General features: G+C 65.5%; 19 protein-coding genes. 14 read left to right on the top strand and 5 right to left on the bottom strand.

Annotated features, from left to right (window positions below; translation table 11 throughout):
- The coding region (locus HQ354_RS25805) for an IS3 family transposase (RefSeq protein ID WP_261769086.1) at positions 1-155 on the top strand (155 nt) is incomplete at its 5' end.
- A 331-nt stretch (positions 156-486) separates the two neighbouring features.
- On the opposite strand, the gene HQ354_RS24495 is transcribed toward HQ354_RS25805, so the two are convergent.
- Positions 487-687 carry a DNA-binding protein gene (locus tag HQ354_RS24495; protein ID WP_222635814.1) on the bottom strand — a complete coding sequence of 67 codons (201 nt, stop codon included), beginning with the start codon at positions 685-687 and terminating at the stop codon, positions 487-489.
- A 51-nt stretch (positions 688-738) separates the two neighbouring features.
- On the opposite strand from HQ354_RS24495, the gene HQ354_RS24490 reads away from it, so the two are divergent.
- Positions 739-1,653, top strand: a complete 915-nt coding sequence (locus tag HQ354_RS24490; protein WP_068430977.1) for an oxidoreductase — start codon at positions 739-741, stop codon at positions 1,651-1,653.
- A gap of 6 nt (positions 1,654-1,659) precedes the next feature.
- Here the strand turns inward: HQ354_RS24490 and HQ354_RS24485 are convergent, their stop codons facing one another.
- Positions 1,660-2,739 carry a glycerophosphodiester phosphodiesterase family protein gene (locus HQ354_RS24485; RefSeq protein WP_084423997.1) on the bottom strand — a complete coding sequence of 360 codons (1,080 nt, stop codon included), beginning with the start codon at positions 2,737-2,739 and terminating at the stop codon, positions 1,660-1,662.
- A 258-nt stretch (positions 2,740-2,997) separates the two neighbouring features.
- Between HQ354_RS24485 and HQ354_RS24480 the strand changes: the two genes are divergently transcribed.
- The 3 genes from HQ354_RS24480 (at position 2,998) to HQ354_RS24470 (ending at position 5,033) form a co-directional block, all read left to right on the top strand.
- Entirely contained in the window at positions 2,998-3,375 is a 378-nt protein-coding gene (locus HQ354_RS24480; protein ID WP_068430974.1) for a hypothetical protein, read from the top strand.
- 79 nt (positions 3,376-3,454) lie between these two features.
- Positions 3,455-4,546, top strand: a complete 1,092-nt coding sequence (locus HQ354_RS24475) for an LLM class flavin-dependent oxidoreductase (RefSeq protein ID WP_222635815.1) — start codon at positions 3,455-3,457, stop codon at positions 4,544-4,546.
- Between the two features lie 55 nt (positions 4,547-4,601).
- Entirely contained in the window at positions 4,602-5,033 is a 432-nt protein-coding gene (locus HQ354_RS24470; RefSeq protein WP_371828821.1) for a MarR family winged helix-turn-helix transcriptional regulator, read from the top strand.
- Between the two features lie 16 nt (positions 5,034-5,049).
- Here the strand turns inward: HQ354_RS24470 and HQ354_RS24465 are convergent, their stop codons facing one another.
- Positions 5,050-5,631 carry a ribonuclease H gene (locus HQ354_RS24465; RefSeq protein WP_222635816.1) on the bottom strand — a complete coding sequence of 194 codons (582 nt, stop codon included), beginning with the start codon at positions 5,629-5,631 and terminating at the stop codon, positions 5,050-5,052.
- 113 nt (positions 5,632-5,744) lie between these two features.
- On the opposite strand from HQ354_RS24465, the gene HQ354_RS24460 reads away from it, so the two are divergent.
- The 4 genes from HQ354_RS24460 to HQ354_RS24445 all read left to right on the top strand — a co-directional run bounded on the left by HQ354_RS24460 (position 5,745) and on the right by HQ354_RS24445 (position 9,393).
- Complete coding sequence (locus HQ354_RS24460; protein ID WP_222635817.1) at positions 5,745-6,776, top strand: acryloyl-CoA reductase; 1,032 nt, start codon at positions 5,745-5,747, stop codon at positions 6,774-6,776.
- 32 nt (positions 6,777-6,808) lie between these two features.
- Positions 6,809-7,750: a DNA-3-methyladenine glycosylase gene (locus tag HQ354_RS24455; RefSeq protein ID WP_167676687.1), complete on the top strand. Its 942-nt coding sequence runs from the start codon at positions 6,809-6,811 to the stop codon at positions 7,748-7,750.
- Between the two features lie 102 nt (positions 7,751-7,852).
- Positions 7,853-8,368, top strand: a complete 516-nt coding sequence (locus tag HQ354_RS24450; RefSeq protein ID WP_068431091.1) for a VOC family protein — start codon at positions 7,853-7,855, stop codon at positions 8,366-8,368.
- Positions 8,369-8,451: 83 nt separating this feature from the next.
- On the top strand, positions 8,452-9,393 hold the full coding sequence (locus HQ354_RS24445) for an aldo/keto reductase (RefSeq protein WP_167676685.1): 942 nt from the start codon (positions 8,452-8,454) through the stop codon (positions 9,391-9,393).
- Here HQ354_RS24445 and HQ354_RS24440 read toward each other — a convergent pair.
- On the bottom strand, positions 9,368-9,772 hold the full coding sequence (locus tag HQ354_RS24440) for a hypothetical protein (RefSeq protein ID WP_222635818.1): 405 nt from the start codon (positions 9,770-9,772) through the stop codon (positions 9,368-9,370). The two genes, HQ354_RS24445 and HQ354_RS24440, sit on opposite strands and share 26 nt — an antisense overlap.
- Positions 9,773-9,908: 136 nt before the next feature.
- Here HQ354_RS24440 and HQ354_RS24435 point away from each other — a divergent pair, with 136 nt between their 5' ends.
- The 3 genes from HQ354_RS24435 (at position 9,909) to HQ354_RS24425 (ending at position 12,286) form a co-directional block, all read left to right on the top strand.
- Entirely contained in the window at positions 9,909-11,129 is a 1,221-nt protein-coding gene (locus HQ354_RS24435) for a multidrug effflux MFS transporter (RefSeq protein WP_222635830.1), read from the top strand.
- On the top strand, positions 11,080-11,568 hold the full coding sequence (locus tag HQ354_RS24430) for a DUF309 domain-containing protein (protein ID WP_068430947.1): 489 nt from the start codon (positions 11,080-11,082) through the stop codon (positions 11,566-11,568). The genes HQ354_RS24435 and HQ354_RS24430 overlap by 50 nt, the downstream gene beginning before the upstream one ends.
- 82 nt (positions 11,569-11,650) lie before the next feature.
- Entirely contained in the window at positions 11,651-12,286 is a 636-nt protein-coding gene (locus tag HQ354_RS24425) for a hypothetical protein (protein ID WP_261769080.1), read from the top strand.
- Between the two features lie 40 nt (positions 12,287-12,326).
- Here the strand turns inward: HQ354_RS24425 and HQ354_RS24420 are convergent, their stop codons facing one another.
- Positions 12,327-13,088, bottom strand: coding sequence for a deoxyribonuclease IV (locus HQ354_RS24420; protein ID WP_114329935.1), 762 nt, complete (start codon positions 13,086-13,088; stop codon positions 12,327-12,329).
- 76 nt (positions 13,089-13,164) lie between these two features.
- Here HQ354_RS24420 and HQ354_RS24415 point away from each other — a divergent pair, with 76 nt between their 5' ends.
- Entirely contained in the window at positions 13,165-13,896 is a 732-nt protein-coding gene (locus tag HQ354_RS24415) for an ABC transporter ATP-binding protein (protein WP_114329936.1), read from the top strand.
- 22 nt (positions 13,897-13,918) lie between these two features.
- Entirely contained in the window at positions 13,919-16,456 is a 2,538-nt protein-coding gene (locus HQ354_RS24410; RefSeq protein WP_374107355.1) for an ABC transporter permease, read from the top strand.
- Positions 16,457-16,510: the final 54 nt, after the last annotated feature.

Below are 16,510 nucleotides of genomic sequence, written 5' to 3'. Positions count from 1 at the left end.
ACGTCGAGTTCGCGACGCTCGAATACGTGTGGTGGTACAACCATCAGCGTCTACACGAAGCGCTCGGCTACATGCCCCCGGCTGAATACGAGACCACCCTGATCGACATCTCACAACCCAGCGAGTCAGCCGCCCCGGCCCTCGTAACCGCATAGGAACAAAACCTGGGGTACTTCACCTTCGGGCGCAACCTCGACGACCACCGCATCGTCGACCCCGAAAAACCAACACCCCCGGCACCAGCCGGGGAAATCTTCGATCACCCCACCGAACTCTACGAACCCACCTGGTGGGAACAGAACATCAACGACACCCCCACCGACGGCACCTGGGACCCCCACGCCCCCACCCTCGCCCACATCGCACACCTCACCGACCCACAAGCACGCACCGACGCCGTCGAACTTCGCGCCAAATACATCGAACACCGAGCCATTGCCGCCGCCCGCGACAAACGCCGACCACCACCCTTCTGACGGGCGGGTATTACGGTTCCAGGTCCAGTCCGCGCTCCTGCAGCGCCGTTTCGACGACCCGTAATGCTTTCGGCCCCACGCCGTGCAGTTTCGCGAGCTCGGATTTCGACTGTCCCGCAAGCTCGTCCAACGACCGGTAACCTGCAGCGTCGAACGCCCGCGACGCCGGACGGCCCGTTCCCTTCGGAAAGCGGTTGACGGGTTCAGTCACGTTCAACCTCGTTCATGGCCACATCCTAGGGTCTCCCGTACCCTGGGCGCCGTGTCCGACAACAACCATCGACGCGTACTTCTCACCGGCGGAAACACCGGTATCGGCTACTTCACCGCCCTCGAGTTGGTGAAGCAGGGCGACCACGTGACACTTGCGTGCCGCAACCTCGACAAGGCCGACGCAGCGGCCGAGAAGATCGCCGCAGAAGCCCGGAAGAGCACAGATGCACCTCAGGGCGTCGTCGACACCGCCCGCCTCGACCTCGCCGATCTCGATTCTGTGCGCTCCTTCGCCGAGTCCGCGCCCGCGAAGGTCGATGTGCTCATCAACAATGCCGGGGTCATGATGCCGTCGAAGCGCACCGAGACCAAGGACGGGTTCGAGCTTCAGTTCGGCACCAACCACCTCGGTCACTTCGCGTTGACCGGCCACCTGATGCCGAACCTCCGGGCAGCGGACAGCGCGACCGTCGTCACCGTGTCGTCGGTGGCCCACAAACAAGCCCCCAAGCTGAACTTCGACGACCTCCACGCCACACGCGGCTACAACCCGCAGCGCATGTACGCGAACTCGAAACTCGCCAATCTGCTGTTCGCGCTGGAACTTCAGCGACGACTCGACAGAGCAGGTATCCCCATCACGAGCAACGCCGCCCACCCCGGCATCTCCTCGACGGAGCTGTACACGAGCCCCGACGGCCTCGGCAGCTCGAAGGTCGTCTCGTTCGCCGCGTCGATCGGCCTTTTGTTCATCTCCCAATCCGCCCGCGCCGGATCACTTCCCACGCTCGACGCACTCGAGAACGGCGGGCCGGCGTCGTACACGGGTCCGAGGTGGCTGATGGAATCACGCGGCGCCCCAGGGCCCGCCAAGATCTCGGCCAAGGCCAAAGATCCCGAACTCGCCGAAAAGCTGTGGAACGAAAGCGAAAAGCTCACCGGGGTCGTCTACGACCTGAGCTGAATCACGTCACCGCTGCGGCGCGGGAAGCGGTATTCCTCTCTGCGCCATGACATCTCGCAGCCTGTTCGGGTAGTCGGTGATGATACCGTCGACACCCAAGTCCATCAGTGCGTTCATGGTCGCGGGATCGTCGACGGTCCACGGAATGACGCGCATGCCGCGCGCATGGGCGTCGTCGACCATCTGCCGCGTGACATACAGTTCGAAGCCCGGATCTCCCACCGCCCCGTTCTGCGGGTTACCTTGCACAGGCGAGTACGCAGACGCGCCGATCGATGCGGCCGCAGCGACGCCGTCGCCCCCGAAGTCGTCGACGTCGAGTCCGCCGAGCCACGGTGACGCCCCATCCTGACCGACTTGAAGGAAGTCGCCGTTCGTCAACGCGACGAGCGGCACAGACGGCCTCATCGCTCGAACCAGCTGCAGCGCACCCCAATCGAAGCTTTGAATGCTGACGCGATCGAGCATTCCGGCTTGTTCGATGGTGGTGATGACGATGTCGACGAATTGCTCGCGCGGCGCAGTCTCCGTCGGGCTTGCCGCTTCGAACTTCGTCTCGACGTTGAGACGGACGTTCGGTGACGTCTTCGCCACGTCGAGCACCTCGGTCAACGTAGGCATACGGGCACCCGGCACTGTTCGCTGCTCCGGGTAATCCGCCAACCGAAGCGACCCGCAGTCGAGCGTCTCGACTTGCGCGAGCGTCAGCGTGTTCACGTACTTACCCACGTAGGGAAACTCGGGGTCACCGTCGAAGACCGGCACCGTGTCGAGGCACTTCTTGTCGGATACTCGACGGTCGTGCGTCACAACGGCGACGCCGTCCTCAGTGATCTGCGTGTCGAGTTCCAACGTCGTGACGCCGAGTTCGAGTGCGTTGGTGAACGCTGCGATCGTGCTCTCACTGACAAGTCCGAGCCCGCCTCGGTGCGCCTGCAGATCGAAGGCGGGTGCAGGCTCCGACGACCCGGTGTTCGACGACCCGCTGTTCGACGACCCGGCATCGATGGGAAGGGCCTGAGCGTGAGCCGCGGACACGGCAGTCAACGCGGCAGCGGACAAAGCGACCAAGAGTGTGCGACGCATGTCTTGTGACGCTATGGACCGCACGTGACGATCGGGTGAATCACGCCCTTCCCGCGCCATGCAGAAAGGTAACGATCGACGCCCGACACACCACAGACAAAGGGAGACGCCCACAGCTGACGGCGGTCGGGGGCGACAGCAGCGGCGGGCGTCTCATCTACGATTCGCGGCAGGTGATGGGGTGGATGGGTCGGATCTGAAAAATTTTTTCAGCCCACGACCTATCTCTTCTCCAGCCGACGACCTAGCCTTGCGCGCATGTCCTACACAGCGGCCAACCACTATGTTTTCGAGGGCGACGAGCTGACGGGATCCTTCGACACGAACAGACTTTCCGGGGTTGCGGCGGCACAACTCGTGCTGAGCGGCGCCATACTCGAGTCCACCGAGGTGACGCGAACGGACCTCGGTTACGAGATCCGCACGATCGTCGAACAGGTACACGACGGCAACTCCACCCACCTGCTGGCCGTGGTCCCGCGCGTCAACGTCGAGAACGAGCCGGTGCATTTCTCCTCTTACGCGGTCCTGTTCACCCGGCGCGGCAACATCGCCGGCGACCGCTTCGTGCACGGCGCGCTCGAGTCCTACGACGTGCGCGCCCTGTCGGGCACTGCATCGCTGATCGACAGCTGACCCACTCCCCCGGAATACTCCGCCCACTCCTGCGGTTACAGTGCAAGTCAATGCAAACGCATGAACTTGGGAGCACGCCATGCAGTTCGGAATCTTCACCGTCGGCGACGTCACGGTCGACCCCACGACCGGCCGCGAGCCGACCGAACACGAGCGCATCAAGGCGATGGTCACCATCGCCAAGCACGCCGAGGACGTCGGCCTCGACGTCTTCGCGACCGGCGAGCACCACAACCCACCGTTCGTCCCGTCGTCGCCGACGACCATGCTCGGCTACATAGCGGCTCAGACCGAAAATCTGATCCTGTCGACGTCGACCACGCTGATCACCACCAACGACCCGGTGAAGATCGCCGAGGACTACGCGATGCTGCAGCACCTCGCCGACGGCCGCGTCGACCTGATCATGGGCCGCGGCAACACCGCACCCGTGTACCCGTGGTTCGGACAGGACATCCGACAAGGCATTCCGCTCGCACTGGAGAACTACCAGCTACTGCGACGCCTGTGGACCGAGGACGTCGTCACGTGGCAGGGCAATTTCCGCACGCCGCTCGACAGCTTCACGTCGACGCCTCGCCCCCTCGACGACATTCCGCCGTTCGTCTGGCACGGCTCGATCCGCAGCCCCGAGATCGCGGAGATCGCCGCGTACCACGGTGACGGATTCTTCGCGAACAACATCTTCTGGCCGAAAGAGCACTACATCCAGCTCATCAACCTGTACCGGCAGCGCTACGAACACTACGGTCACGGACGCGCCGACCAGGCCATCGTCGGTCTCGGCGGCCAGGTGTTCATGCGCAAGAACAGCCAGGACGCGGTCAAGGAGTTCCGCCCGTACTTCGACAACGCACCCGTCTACGGCCATGGCCCGACCATGGAAGAGTTCACCGAGCAGACGCCGCTGACCGTCGGATCGCCACAGCAGGTGATCGAGAAGACGCTGACCTTCGCGGACTTCTTCGGCGACTACCAACGCCAGCTGTTCCTCATGGACCACGCCGGGCTTCCGCTGAAGACGGTGCTCGAGCAGCTCGACCTGCTGGGCGAGGAAGTGGTACCCGTGCTGCGTAAGGAATTCGCTGCCCGACGCCCCGAAGGTGTGCCGGAGAACCCGCCGACGCACGCGAGCATGCTGGCACGCAAGGACGAAGTAGTTGCCCTCTAGTACCGAGCTCGCCACCGACGCCTGGGAGTCGCTCTTTCGCTCCCAGGTGTCGCTGATGCGACGCTTCACCGCGGACGACATCTGGAATCCGATCAGCCTGCGCGAGTACGACGTGCTGTTCACATTGAGCAAATGCGCCACCCGCAAGCTGCGTCTGCACGATCTGAACGACGAGATCCTGCTCAGCCAACCGTCACTCAGTCGCCTGTGCGAACGCCTCGAAAAGCTGGGGTACGTCACGCGCCGACCGGATCCGACCGACAAACGCGGAACCGTCGTCGTCCTCACCGACGACGGACTCGCCGTGCAGCGCGACATCGGCCGCAAGCACGCAGCCCGAATCCGCCGCTACGTCGGCGGCGTTCTGTCCGACGACGAGATGACGACGCTCACCGCGTTGTGCACCAAGCTGCGTCTGGGCCAAGCGGGCGTCGTAGTTCTCGATCGAGCAACCGACGGGTCGGACGACAACCCATCGCAGGCTTGATCTCACGACTTTCGGCCTAGAACAGGGTCGCAACCTCGTCGAGGTCGGCGTCGTTCCGTGTATCAGAGGCATTTGCCTTCAGGGCGGGAGTAGACCTCGCGGCCGCCACCGCAGCCGACGTGGCCGCCGTGGATGTACCCGCCGTGGAGTTTCCCGCCGTGGAGTTTCCCGCAGCCGCAGCACGCGCGGCTTCACCGGCGAGCGCGTCGGCAGCTTCGTTGAAGTGGTTGCCGACGTGACCACGAACCCAGCGGAACCGGACGGGGCCTGTGCGCTCGGTGATCGCGCGATCGATGTTCATGACGAGATCGAGGTTCTTGACGGGCGACCCGCCTGCCGTCTTCCACCCCTTGCGCTTCCATCCGGGCAACCACTCGGACGCACACTTGATGGCGTACTGCGAATCGGATTCGATCAACAACGGCTCATCGCCCGGATGCGCGACTATTGCTTCGAACAGAGCGCGAAGCTCGGCGATCTGGTTGGTACCCGACGCTTCTCCACCGGAGTTGCTGGGGCCCGTGTGATTCACCCAGGCCCACCCGATGGCGCCACCCGGATTACGCAGACACGAGCCGTCAGTACTCACGATGATCACGACACAGGACCATACTTCGACCCACCGACAAAGAACAGACGCCGCGCATGAAATCGGTGTCGCTCCTCTGAATTACTGTGGGACACATCCGCGAAACGAAAGGACCTCCTGTCGTGACCGTTCCCTCGTCGTTCAGTGCCCTGGTTGCCCGCGAAGTCGCACACGAACCGGACGCATCCCGAATCGAACTCGCGAAGGAGACGGTCGACGAGACCTTCCTTCCCCGTCACGACGCACCCGCGGTCACGATCGCCGTCGAGTATTCGAGCGTCAATTTCAAGGATGCGCTCGCCATCACACCGAAGGGTGGTGTGGTCCGCGACTATCCGAACGTCCCGGGTATAGACATCGCCGGAACCGTCGTCGAGTCCGCTGCCGACGACATCTCCGTCGGACAGAAAGTCGTCGCCCACGGGTACGACATCGGCACCGGGCAACACGGCGGCTACGCCGAATACGCGCGAGTACCGGCAAACTGGGTCGTCCCTCTCACGACACTGTCGACGCGCGACGCCGCCGCGATCGGTACCGCCGGCTTCACCGCCGCGATGAGCGTCGAAGCCCTGCTCACCCACGGGATCCGACCGGACGACGGCCCCATCGTCGTCACCGGCGCCAGCGGTGGCGTGGGAAGCGTCAGCGTCGATCTGCTGTCGGCGGCGGGCTTCGAGGTCCACGCATCGAGTGGCAAGAAGGATGCCGTCGACCTGTTGACCAGCCTCGGAGCAGCGCACGTGATCGGCCGCCTCCCCGAAGATCCCGACGCGAAGCCGCGACCGCTCGGCCGTGCCGAATGGGCGGGCGCCGTCGACTGCGTCGGCGGAAAGACGCTCGCGCACGTTCTGTCGACCACGCGATACGCAGGCGCCGTCGCCGCTAGCGGGTTGACCGGCGGCGCAGGCTTGTCGACGACGGTTCTGCCGTTCATCCTTCGGGGCGTCGCACTGCTCGGCATCGACTCCGTCCAGCGGCCCATCGAGAATCGTCGAGCAACCTGGCAGCAACTCGAATCGACGCTGCGCCCACGTCGCCTCGATCAACTCGTCACCGAAGTCCCTGTCTCGAATGTGCATGCGGCGTTGAACGACATCTCGCGGGGAGGTGTCACCGGCCGAACGGTGGTCGCAGTGGCCGGCGGGTTCTGACTGTCGGTCCCGGCCGATATCCTGGTGATCCCATGCTGTCGTCAGGTCCTCTTTCCGCCACCGACTCGGTGCGCGCCGAGTTCGTCTCCGACCGGCCACTGGACATGCTCCTGTCCATGTCGCCGCTACGTCGGGGGCGCACCGACCCCACCTACGAGCGCGACGCCTCCGGGTCCGTGTGGCGCACATCACGATTCGAGTCCGGGCCGGCCACCTACCGGCTCACGCAGACGTCGAGGCATTCGGTCGCAGCCACCGCATGGGGCCCGGGGGCGTCCGAATTCCTCGAATCACTGCCGGCGCTCGTCGGCGCGGACGACGACGCGTCGGAATTCGCGCCGGAGCATCCCACGCTGAAAGAAGCACATCGTCTGTTTCCCCACCTGCGCCTCGGACGCACGGGCCGCGTGATGGAAGCTCTCGTTCCGGCGATCCTCGAGCAGCGCGTGCACGGCCTGTCCGCGTTCGCGTCGTGGCGGACGCTCGTCACCAAGTTCGGCGATCGCGCTCCCGGGCCGACACCGAAGCCGATGTTCGTCTCGCCGACGCCCGACGTGTGGCGTCGAATCCCGTCGTGGGAGTACCACCTCGCGAACGTGGACCCGGCGCGGTCCAAGACCATCGTCCGGTGCGCGCAGGTCGCGAACCGTCTCGAGCAGGCGTCGTCGATGAGCCCCGCGGACGCGATGAAACGCCTTCGCGCCGTTCCGGGCGTGGGCATCTGGACCGCCGCCGAGGTAGCGCAACGCGCCTTCGGGGATCCCGACGCGTTGTCGGTCGGCGACTACCACCTGTCGGCCGTCGTCGGCTGGTCGCTCCTGGGACGACCCATCGACGATGCCGAGATGATCGAGTACATGAAACCGCTTGCGCCGCACAGGCATCGGGCCGTCCGATTGCTCGCCGCAAGCGGCAAGGCCATCAAACCGAAGTTCGGGCCCCGCACTCCGCTCGTCGATCACACCTGGCACTGACGCCCTCCCCTACGCGCGAACCCCCTTGCGCATCGGTGACGCAGGTGTATTCTTGGTTGAAGGTTCAACTTGGCCGTCATCACTCCAGTTCTCGAGGTGCTCATGTCCATCCAACGTCTCAACCACGCAGTTCTGTACGTCAGGAACGTCGAGAAGTCCGTCGCGTTCTACACCGACGTCCTCGGTTTCCGGACGAAGATGACCATGGGCTCCAGCGCGGCGTTCCTCCAGGCAAGTGCGAGCTCCAACGATCACGACCTCGGCCTGTTCCAACTCGGCGACGCCGCAGGACCGAGCAGCGCCGGACGCTCCACCGTCGGCCTCTACCACCTTGCGTGGGAGGTTCAGACGCTGGCCGATCTTGCCGATCTCGCGCAGAAGCTCTCTGCCGCAGGCGGTCTCGTCGGTGCGTCGGACCACGGCACGACCAAGAGTCTGTACGGTAAGGACCCGGACGGCATCGAATTCGAGATCGTCTGGCTCGTTCCGCTGAACCTGATCGACGACGCGGCCGTCGAGGCGAGCAAGTCCATCCGCCCTCTCGATCTGCAGGCCGAGATCGATCGATACGGCATCGACACACCCAGTGGCGTCGGCGTGTCGAGTCCCGTGAGCTGATCGCTCCAAGTTCGGCGGGGAACAACACCTCCACGGGTACGCGTTGTGCAAGCGAGATAGTTCGCTGCGATAAGGAGTCCACAGTGGTTGCCATAGGAAACTCGAACCTCGACATCTTCCCCCTCGCACTCGGTGGAAACACCTTCGGTTGGACGAGCGACGAAACGTCGTCGTTCGAGATCTTGGACGCCTTCACCGCAGGTGGCGGTAACTTCATCGACACCGCGGATTCGTATTCGGCGTTCGCCGACGGCAATTCCGGCGGCGAATCCGAGACGATCATCGGCAACTGGACGGCGGCACGCGGCAACCGCGACGACGTCGTCATCGCCACCAAGGTGAGCCAGCACCCCGAGTTCAGAGGTCTCGCACCCGCCAACGTGAAGGCCGCGGCGGAGGCGTCGCTGAAGCGTCTGCAGAGCGACCACATCGACGTCTACTACGCCCACTACGACGACGAGAACACGCCGCTCGTCGAGACGCTCGCCGCGTTCGACGAGCTGGTCAAGGACGGAAAGGTTCGCTACGTCGCCATCTCGAACTACTCGCCGGACCGCATCCGCGAATGGCTGTCACTCGCCGAGCAGAACGGTTTCTCGGCACCCGTTGCGCTGCAGCCGCACTACAACCTCGTGACTCGTCGCGAGTACGAGACCGAACTCGCCTCTCTCGCGGCCGACAACAATCTCGGTGTGTTCCCGTACTTCTCGCTCGCCGCAGGGTTCCTGACCGGCAAGTACCGCACCCGTGAGGATCTCGAAGGTCAGGCACGCCAGAAGTTGGCGTCGGGCTACTTCACCGACGAGGGCCTGAACGTGGTCGACGCTCTCAGCGATATCGCCGACGCCCACGACGCCGAGATCTCGTCCGTCGCGCTCGCGTGGTTGCTGGCACAGCCGACGGTCACCGCGCCGATCGCGAGCGCCAGCAAGATCACTCAGCTCCCGGCCCTGCTCGCCGCTCCCGCGTTGACCCTGTCGACCGACGAGGTCGCACGGCTCACCGAGGTTTCCGACCGGATCTAGTTCGCGGTCTCGCGCCGAGAGACAGACGCGCACGAATGAAGTGGATGGTGCCGTCGGGGATCAGGAACGACTCCGCGACCCCGACGGTCACCAGCTTTCTCCCGAACATCCCCGCGTCGATCACGAACGTCGCGTGCACCGTGTCGCCGTCCTCGGTCAACGCGATGTCGCGAATGTCCACGATCGCACGGTAGTAGAAAGCCGTGTTCAGACCCTTTTGCAACCCAGGGCCGGAAAAGCCGGTGGTGACACCGTTTTCGACCCGACGCGCTCCGGGCGCGAACTGGACCGCGCTCGCGTCGTGCGACGCCAGTGCATCGATGTAGGCCCGCGCCACTGCTTGCCGTGTCGACGCCGACTCAGGACTGTCCCCCTCCACGATCGTGACTGTAGTTCGACTTCGTCACACCGGGAACAGAACGACAGGCCTCGTTGCTGAGGGTTGGGTGTCCCACGCCACCGAACAAGCCACGACAGCGTCAGCGACGACGACCGAACCCACCTCCGCCGAACGGATGCGCATCATCCTCGTCCTCGGTGCGCTGATCGCCCTCGGCCCGCTGACGATCGACATGTATCTCCCCGCGCTGCCGCCGATCGTCGACGATCTGAACTCGTCCTCGGCCGCGGTGCAGCTCACGCTCACCGGCACGTTGATCGGTCTCGCCCTGGGCCAGCTCGTCATCGGTCCGCTGTCCGACATCGTCGGACGCCGTCTGCCGCTCATCGCAGGCACTGCCATTCACATCGTGGCATCGCTGCTGTGCGTCGTCGCACCGAACGTCGCTGTGCTCGGCGTGTTCCGCGGCCTGCAAGGTCTCGGTGCGGCAGCCGCGGCCGTCGTCGCGATGGCTGTTGTGCGTGACCTCTTCACCGGCCGCGCAGCCGCGACGGTTCTGTCGCGTCTGATGCTGGTCATGGGCGTCGCGCCCGTGCTCGCGCCGTCGATCGGCGGCGGCATCCTGCTCGCCGGCTCGTGGCGTTGGGTCTTCGGCGTTCTCGCGGTGCTCGGCGTCGCACTCCTGATCGTCGCAGTGTTCGCACTGCGCGAGAGCCTTCCGCCGGAGCGTCGCCGCAGCCGCGGCATCATGCCCGTCGTCCGCACGTACGGCGGTCTGCTGCGCGACGGCCAGTTCCTGGTGCTCGTCCTCGTCGCTGCTCTCGCGATGTCGGCCATGTTCGCCTACATCGCCGGGTCGTCGTTCGTGCTGCAGGAGGAGTTCGGCCTCAACGAGCAGCAGTTCGCGATCGTCTTCGCGCTCGGAGCCATCGCCCTGATCGGCGCATCGCAGCTCAACGTCGTGCTGCTCGGCCACTTCACCCCGGTCCGCATCGTCATCGCCGCGTTGTCGACGGCAGTGCTGTCCGCGCTCGTCATGACGGTCATCGCACTGGCAGGCGTCGGCGGCATGTTCGGCTTCCTGATTCCGCTGTGGTTCGTCCTCGGCGCCGTCGGCTTCGTCATGCCGAACGCCCCCGCGCTCGCACTGTCGCGCCACGGTGAAGCGGCCGGTACCGCGGCTGCCCTGCTCGGCGCCGCGCAGTTCGGGTCCGGCGCGATCATCGCTCCGGTCGTCGGCGTGCTCGGCAACGACAACGTGGCAGTATCGGTCACGATGGTCGGCGTCTCGGCGATCGCTCTCGTCGCGCTGATCGCAGTGACCCGAGCTACCAGGAGAACCGAGAGTGCCAGCGCAGAACGACAGACCGAGCAGGGAACGGGACTCGGCCGGTAAACCGCAGAACGCGCGTCCCCGCGACGGCCTGGGCAGGCCGCTTCCGCGGGGAGCCGTCGGCGTCGATCGCATTCCCGACGACCTGAGGCTCCCTCCCGACGAGGCCATCACTCGCGCTCAGGAACTTCTCGACGGCGGCATGCCCTTCCACGCTCACGAGATTCTCGAAGGAACGTGGAAGGACGCCCCCGAAGCCGAGCGGATGCTGTGGCAGGGACTCGCTCAGCTGGCCGTCGGCCTCACTCATCTCCTTCGCGGCAATGCCGTCGGCGCTCGATCCCTCCTCGGCCAGGGCCACGACCGCATCCGTGATCACGAGGCCGATCCGCCCTACGGACTCGATATCGCAGGCCTTCTGCACTGGTCCGACACGCTGGTCGACGCTCTCGAGGCCGGTCGCGTCCCGGACTCGCCCGCCGTGCCGCAGCTTCGTCGCTGATCCCTCGTTCGCGCATCGAAACAGTGATCGCTATTGTGGCGAGAGGTTAGGTAAGGCTTTCGGAACAGAAGGAGATCCGGCGGTGACCGTGCAGACAGCAGCAGCGCAGATCCCGTACTGGGTTGCGGTGCTCACTCCCGAGGAGCGCTCGTTCGGAAGCCGCCGCAGCGACCCGAGAATCGACACCGTCTCCTCGTCCGTCGTCACCAACACGCGCACGCAATGGGCGGGCCCGCAGCACCCGTCCGCGACGACTCTGCTGACCGCCCTGGCCGCGACCGTGGGGGCATGGCAGAGCGATCGTTGCCGCAGCTGCACGTCCGGCGTCCTCGTCGACATCGACGGCCCGGGCGGCCAGTTCTTCCCGGTGCGCCTTCCGTGCACCGGTGACGCGCACTCCCTTCTCGAGGAAGTTCGCCGACGCGTCGCCGCAGCACCCAACGGTGGGCGTGACTACGCGGCCGCGAAGTACCGACTGAATTCTCCGGCGCTGAATCGCAGGTCCGGCGCCCAGATCTCGTTCCGCGTCGGCACGGAGATAGAAGCTCGGGGCGACGACTCCCTGACGCACAGCCTCGCCGTCACGTGCGACGTCGTCGAGGTCGACGGAGTCACGATGGTGGACACGGCTTTTCGCTGGAACTGCCGAGTGTTCACCCGCGCCGACGTCGACGACTTCGAGCGCTTCTGGGAAAAGACACTCGCAGTCTTCGTATGAGGCCTGTTCGTGTAAGGCCTGATCGTGTAAGCCTGTTGGTCTAGCCCCTCAGGTACTGCACGTCGGCGGCGAGACCGTCGGCGGGTGTCTCCAGGATCACCGGCGCCCCAGCCGCCTCGGCCACTGCCTTGAGTACCTCGGCGTCGATCGTCCCGTCGGCGAGGTTGGCGTGACGGTCTCGCGCCGAATCGAACTCGTCGCGTGAATTGTTCAGGTGCACGAGGTCGATACGTCCGGTGATGGCCTTGACCCGATCGACGACGCCGACCAGTTCCTCGCCACCGGCCCATGCGTGGCACGTGTCGAGGCAGAACCCGGCACCGAATTCGCCGACGGCATCCCACAGCCGCGCGATGTCGTCGAACCGTCGCGCCATCGCGAAGTCGCCGCCTGCGGTGTTCTCGATGAAGATCGGCACCCCGAATCCGCCGTCTTTCGCCTGCCGCTCGAACAACTTGCGCCAGTTCTCGAAGCCCTTCGCGGTGTCCTCGCCGTCGCGCACATGCCCGCCGTGCACGACGAGACCGATCGCACCGATCTCGGCAGCAGCCGCAGCCTGCTCGATGACGGCTTTGCGGGACGGAATGCGAATGCGGTTGTTCAGACTCGCGACGTTCAGCACGTACGAGCTGTGGACGACGACGTCGACCTCGCTGTCGCGGAGCTGTTCGCCCTGCGGATGAGGTTCGAGTTTGTTCCACTTCTGCGGGTCGGTGAGGAACATCTGGACCAGGTCGACGCCGAGGCTCTCCGCGGAGCCGAGCGGATCGTTGCTGTCGCGGACGTGTGCTCCAATGCGCATGAGTCCAATAGTAGGAGCGACTTCTCAGGGTGTCCCCCGATAGTGCGACGACCGAAAGCAGGGAACACTGTCCTGCATGACTGAAATCGCCGCCAGCGCGGTCGCACTGTCCAAGACGTACGGCACCGGAGACACACAGGTTCACGCGCTGCGCGACGTGAGCGTCCAGTTCGCGCGCGGCGAATTCACCGCGATCATGGGACCGTCGGGTTCCGGTAAATCGACGTTGATGCACTGCCTCGCCGGATTGGACACGGCGTCGTCGGGCATCGTCACGATCGGTGACACCGAACTGACCGACCTGTCCGATAAGCAGATGACCGGATTGCGCAGGGACAGAATCGGTTTCGTGTTCCAGTCGTTCAACCTCGTCCCGACGCTGACGGCGCTGGAGAACATCACCTTGCCGCTCGACATCGCCGGCCGCACGCCGGACGAGGAGTGGCTCGACACCGTCGTCACCCGGCTCGGTCTGACCGACCGGCTGGGTCACCGCCCGAGCGAGCTGTCCGGTGGACAGCAGCAGCGCGTCGCGTGCGCCCGTGCGCTCGTCGGGCGCCCCGACATCGTCTTCGGCGACGAGCCGACCGGCAATCTCGATTCGCGCTCCTCGGGCGAGGTCCTCGGCATTCTGCGGACCGCAGCCGACGAGTTCGACCAGACCGTCGTCATCGTCACGCACGACCCCCGCGCTGCCAGCTACGCCGACCGCGTCGTGTTCCTCGCCGACGGTGCGGTCATCGATCATCTCGCCGACCCGACCGCCGAGGCCGTGCTCGACCGCATGAAGCAGCTGGAGACGGTCTGACATGTCGCGCACTCATAACCCCATGCGCAAGGTGTCGCTCAGAAACCTTGCCGCACACAAGGTTCGACTCGCGCTGACCGTCCTGTCGGTCGTGCTGGGCACCGCGTTCGTGTCGGGGTCGTTCGTCTTCACCGACACGCTTCAGCGCACCTTCTCGTCCATCTTCTCCGACACCGCGCAGGGTGCCGACGTCCGCGTCAGCGCGCAGGAAGCCGGGTCGAGCGGGGTACCGGTAAGCGACGCGAATGTCATTGCAGCCCTTCCGAACGTGCGCGCGGTCGCACCGTACGTGGGCGGACAGGTCGTGCTCCTGGGCAAGGACGGCGCCGCGGTGCAGACCGGTGGCGCGCCGACGGTGGGCGAGGCCTACCTGGCCGACGATCGACGCCTCGGCGACCCCGCCGTCTTCGTCGCAGGAACAGCACCCACCGCACCCGGCCAGGTCGTCGTCAACGAAGGCGGTGCAACGAGATCCGGACTGACCGTCGGCGACGCGACGCAGGTTCTCGTACCGTCCAAGGGCACCGTGGACGTGACCATCGTCGGCATCTACGACACACCCGTCGAGTCCGGCGGATACATCGGCCTGCAGTTCTACGAGCCGCAGGCCGACGAATTGTTCACCGACGGCACGCACGTGCAGTACTACGACGTTGCGGGCGGTGATACTGCCGGAAACGACCTTGCGGCACAGGGTCTTACCCAGAGCGATCTGCGCGACGAGATCGCCGCCGCCCTTCCCGACCTGAAAGTACAGACGGCCGACGACGTACGTGACGAGGCGCAGGCCCAGGTCGAGACCGCTCTGTCGTTCGTGAACTACTTCCTGCTGGCGTTCGGCGGAATCGCGCTTCTCGTCGGCACGTTCATCATCTACAACACCTTCTCGATGATCGTCGCGCAACGCGTCCGCGAACTCGCACTGCTGCGGGCGATCGGCGCCAGCCGCGGCCAGGTGAGCCGATCGGTCGTGCTGGAGGCCCTCGTCGTCGGAATCATCGGTAGCGCACTCGGATTCGCAGGAGGCGTCGGTCTCGCATACGGCCTACGGGAGCTACTCAACGCATTCGATCTCGGATTACCCTCGGGCACACTGGCTCTCGAACCCCGAACCGTGATCGTCGCGTTCGCCGTCGGCATCGTCGTCACCGTTCTGAGCGCTTACGCGCCCGCGCGGCGTGCCGCGAACATTCCACCCGTCGCCGCCATGCGGGAGGAGTTCGCGTCCACCGGCGACAGTCTGCGTGTGCGCACGGTCGTCGGCGCAGTCCTCGGTGTGCTGGGTCTGCTCGCCCTCGTCGTCGGGGCGCAGTCGGCCGGCGGTGGCGCAGCCGCGACCGTCGGAGTCGGTGCGGTCGCCGTCATCGTGGCCGTCGCACTCGCCGCACCGTCGCTGTCCAGGCCGATCGTCGGCGCGCTGGGCGCAGTGCTGACCAGGCCGTTCGGCGCCATCGGACGCCTCGCGCGAACCAACTCGGTGCGCAATCCGCGGCGCACGGCAGCAACCGCGTTCGCACTGATGCTCGGTCTGATGCTCGTCTCCGTCATCGGGGTGCTCGGCTCGACCGCCAAGGCGAGCGTCGACGCGCTCGTCGACAACGGCATCGAAGCCGACTACATCTTCAGCGGGCCGCCGTCGATCGGCGTGCCGACGGGCGCGGGACGGGCCGCACGGGACGTCCCCGGCGTCGAACGCGTCGCGATCCTGCATCCCGTGTCGGTGAAGATCGACGACGAGCAGGCGTTCGGCGTCGCCCTCGAAGGCAGCCCCGACGGTCTCTTCGATCAGAGCGTCGTCGCGGGATCCGGCGAACAGACACCGAACAGCATCGGCGTGTCCGAGTCGGCGTCGAGGAACAACGACTGGCCGCTCGGGTCGACCATCGACATGGTCTCGCTCGACGGCAAGTCCGTCTCGGTCGAGGTGACGACGATCTTCGCCGACAACCCCCTCGTCGGCGACTGGATCCTGTCCGACGACGTCTACCAGGCAGTCACGCCGGGAGTCGTGCGCTCGGACATCGCCGTCCTGATCGGCGCGGCACCGGGCACCGACCTGGGCCAACTGCGTGCCGATCTCGAGAACGCAGTGAAGCCGTTCGTCGTCGTCCAGGTGCAGGACCGCGAGGAGTTCAAGGGCGCGCAGAGTCAGCAGATCGACACGTTGCTCGCCGTGCTCTACGGCCTGCTCGCCCTCGCGGTGGTCATCGCGATCCTCGGCATCGTCAACACGCTCGCGCTGTCCGTCGTCGAACGACGTCGCGAAATCGGCATGCTGAGGGCCGTCGGCATGCAGCGTCCGCAGGTCAGGCGCACGATCTATCTCGAATCGATGCTCATCGCCCTGTTCGGTGCAATCGTCGGACTGATCCTCGGCGTCGTCTTCGGCTGGGGCTTCGTGCGGACTCTGCGCGACGAAGGACTCGGCGTCCTGACCATTCCATGGGGACAGATGGTCGGCATGCTGGTCGGTTCGGCCGTCGTCGGCATCGGAGCCGCGTTGCTCCCGGCGATCCGGGCCGCGCGCACCCGCCCACTGGAGGTGATCAGCGAGGCCTGACGAGCCCCGAACAGCGCCACCAATTGCCGGAAAACGGACCATCCAGTTACCGTG

It is taken from the genome of Rhodococcus sp. BP-261 (assembly GCF_019835205.1).
Taxonomy (GTDB): Bacteria; Actinomycetota; Actinomycetes; order Mycobacteriales; family Mycobacteriaceae; genus Rhodococcoides; species Rhodococcoides kyotonensis_B.
Note: the sequence above shows the minus strand (reverse complement) of the source record. Positions and strands in the feature narration are given on the sequence as shown.

Excerpts from the sequence above, each read along its gene's own strand:
- HQ354_RS24455 (WP_167676687.1), top strand. The coding sequence starts at position 6,809 with ATGCTGTCGTCAGGTCCTCTTTCCGCCACCGACTCGGTGCGCGCCGAG.
- HQ354_RS24410 (WP_374107355.1), top strand. The coding sequence starts at position 13,919 with ATGCGCAAGGTGTCGCTCAGAAACCTTGCCGCACACAAGGTTCGACTC.
- HQ354_RS24450 (WP_068431091.1), top strand. The coding sequence starts at position 7,853 with ATGTCCATCCAACGTCTCAACCACGCAGTTCTGTACGTCAGGAACGTC.
- HQ354_RS24415 (WP_114329936.1), top strand. The coding sequence starts at position 13,165 with ATGACTGAAATCGCCGCCAGCGCGGTCGCACTGTCCAAGACGTACGGC.
- HQ354_RS24480 (WP_068430974.1), top strand. The coding sequence starts at position 2,998 with ATGTCCTACACAGCGGCCAACCACTATGTTTTCGAGGGCGACGAGCTG.
- HQ354_RS24420 (WP_114329935.1), bottom strand. The coding sequence starts at position 13,088 with ATGCGCATTGGAGCACACGTCCGCGACAGCAACGATCCGCTCGGCTCC.
- HQ354_RS24475 (WP_222635815.1), top strand. The coding sequence starts at position 3,455 with ATGCAGTTCGGAATCTTCACCGTCGGCGACGTCACGGTCGACCCCACG.
- HQ354_RS24470 (WP_371828821.1), top strand. The coding sequence starts at position 4,602 with ATGCGACGCTTCACCGCGGACGACATCTGGAATCCGATCAGCCTGCGC.
- HQ354_RS24485 (WP_084423997.1), bottom strand. The coding sequence starts at position 2,739 with ATGCGTCGCACACTCTTGGTCGCTTTGTCCGCTGCCGCGTTGACTGCC.
- HQ354_RS24435 (WP_222635830.1), top strand. The coding sequence starts at position 9,909 with ATGCGCATCATCCTCGTCCTCGGTGCGCTGATCGCCCTCGGCCCGCTG.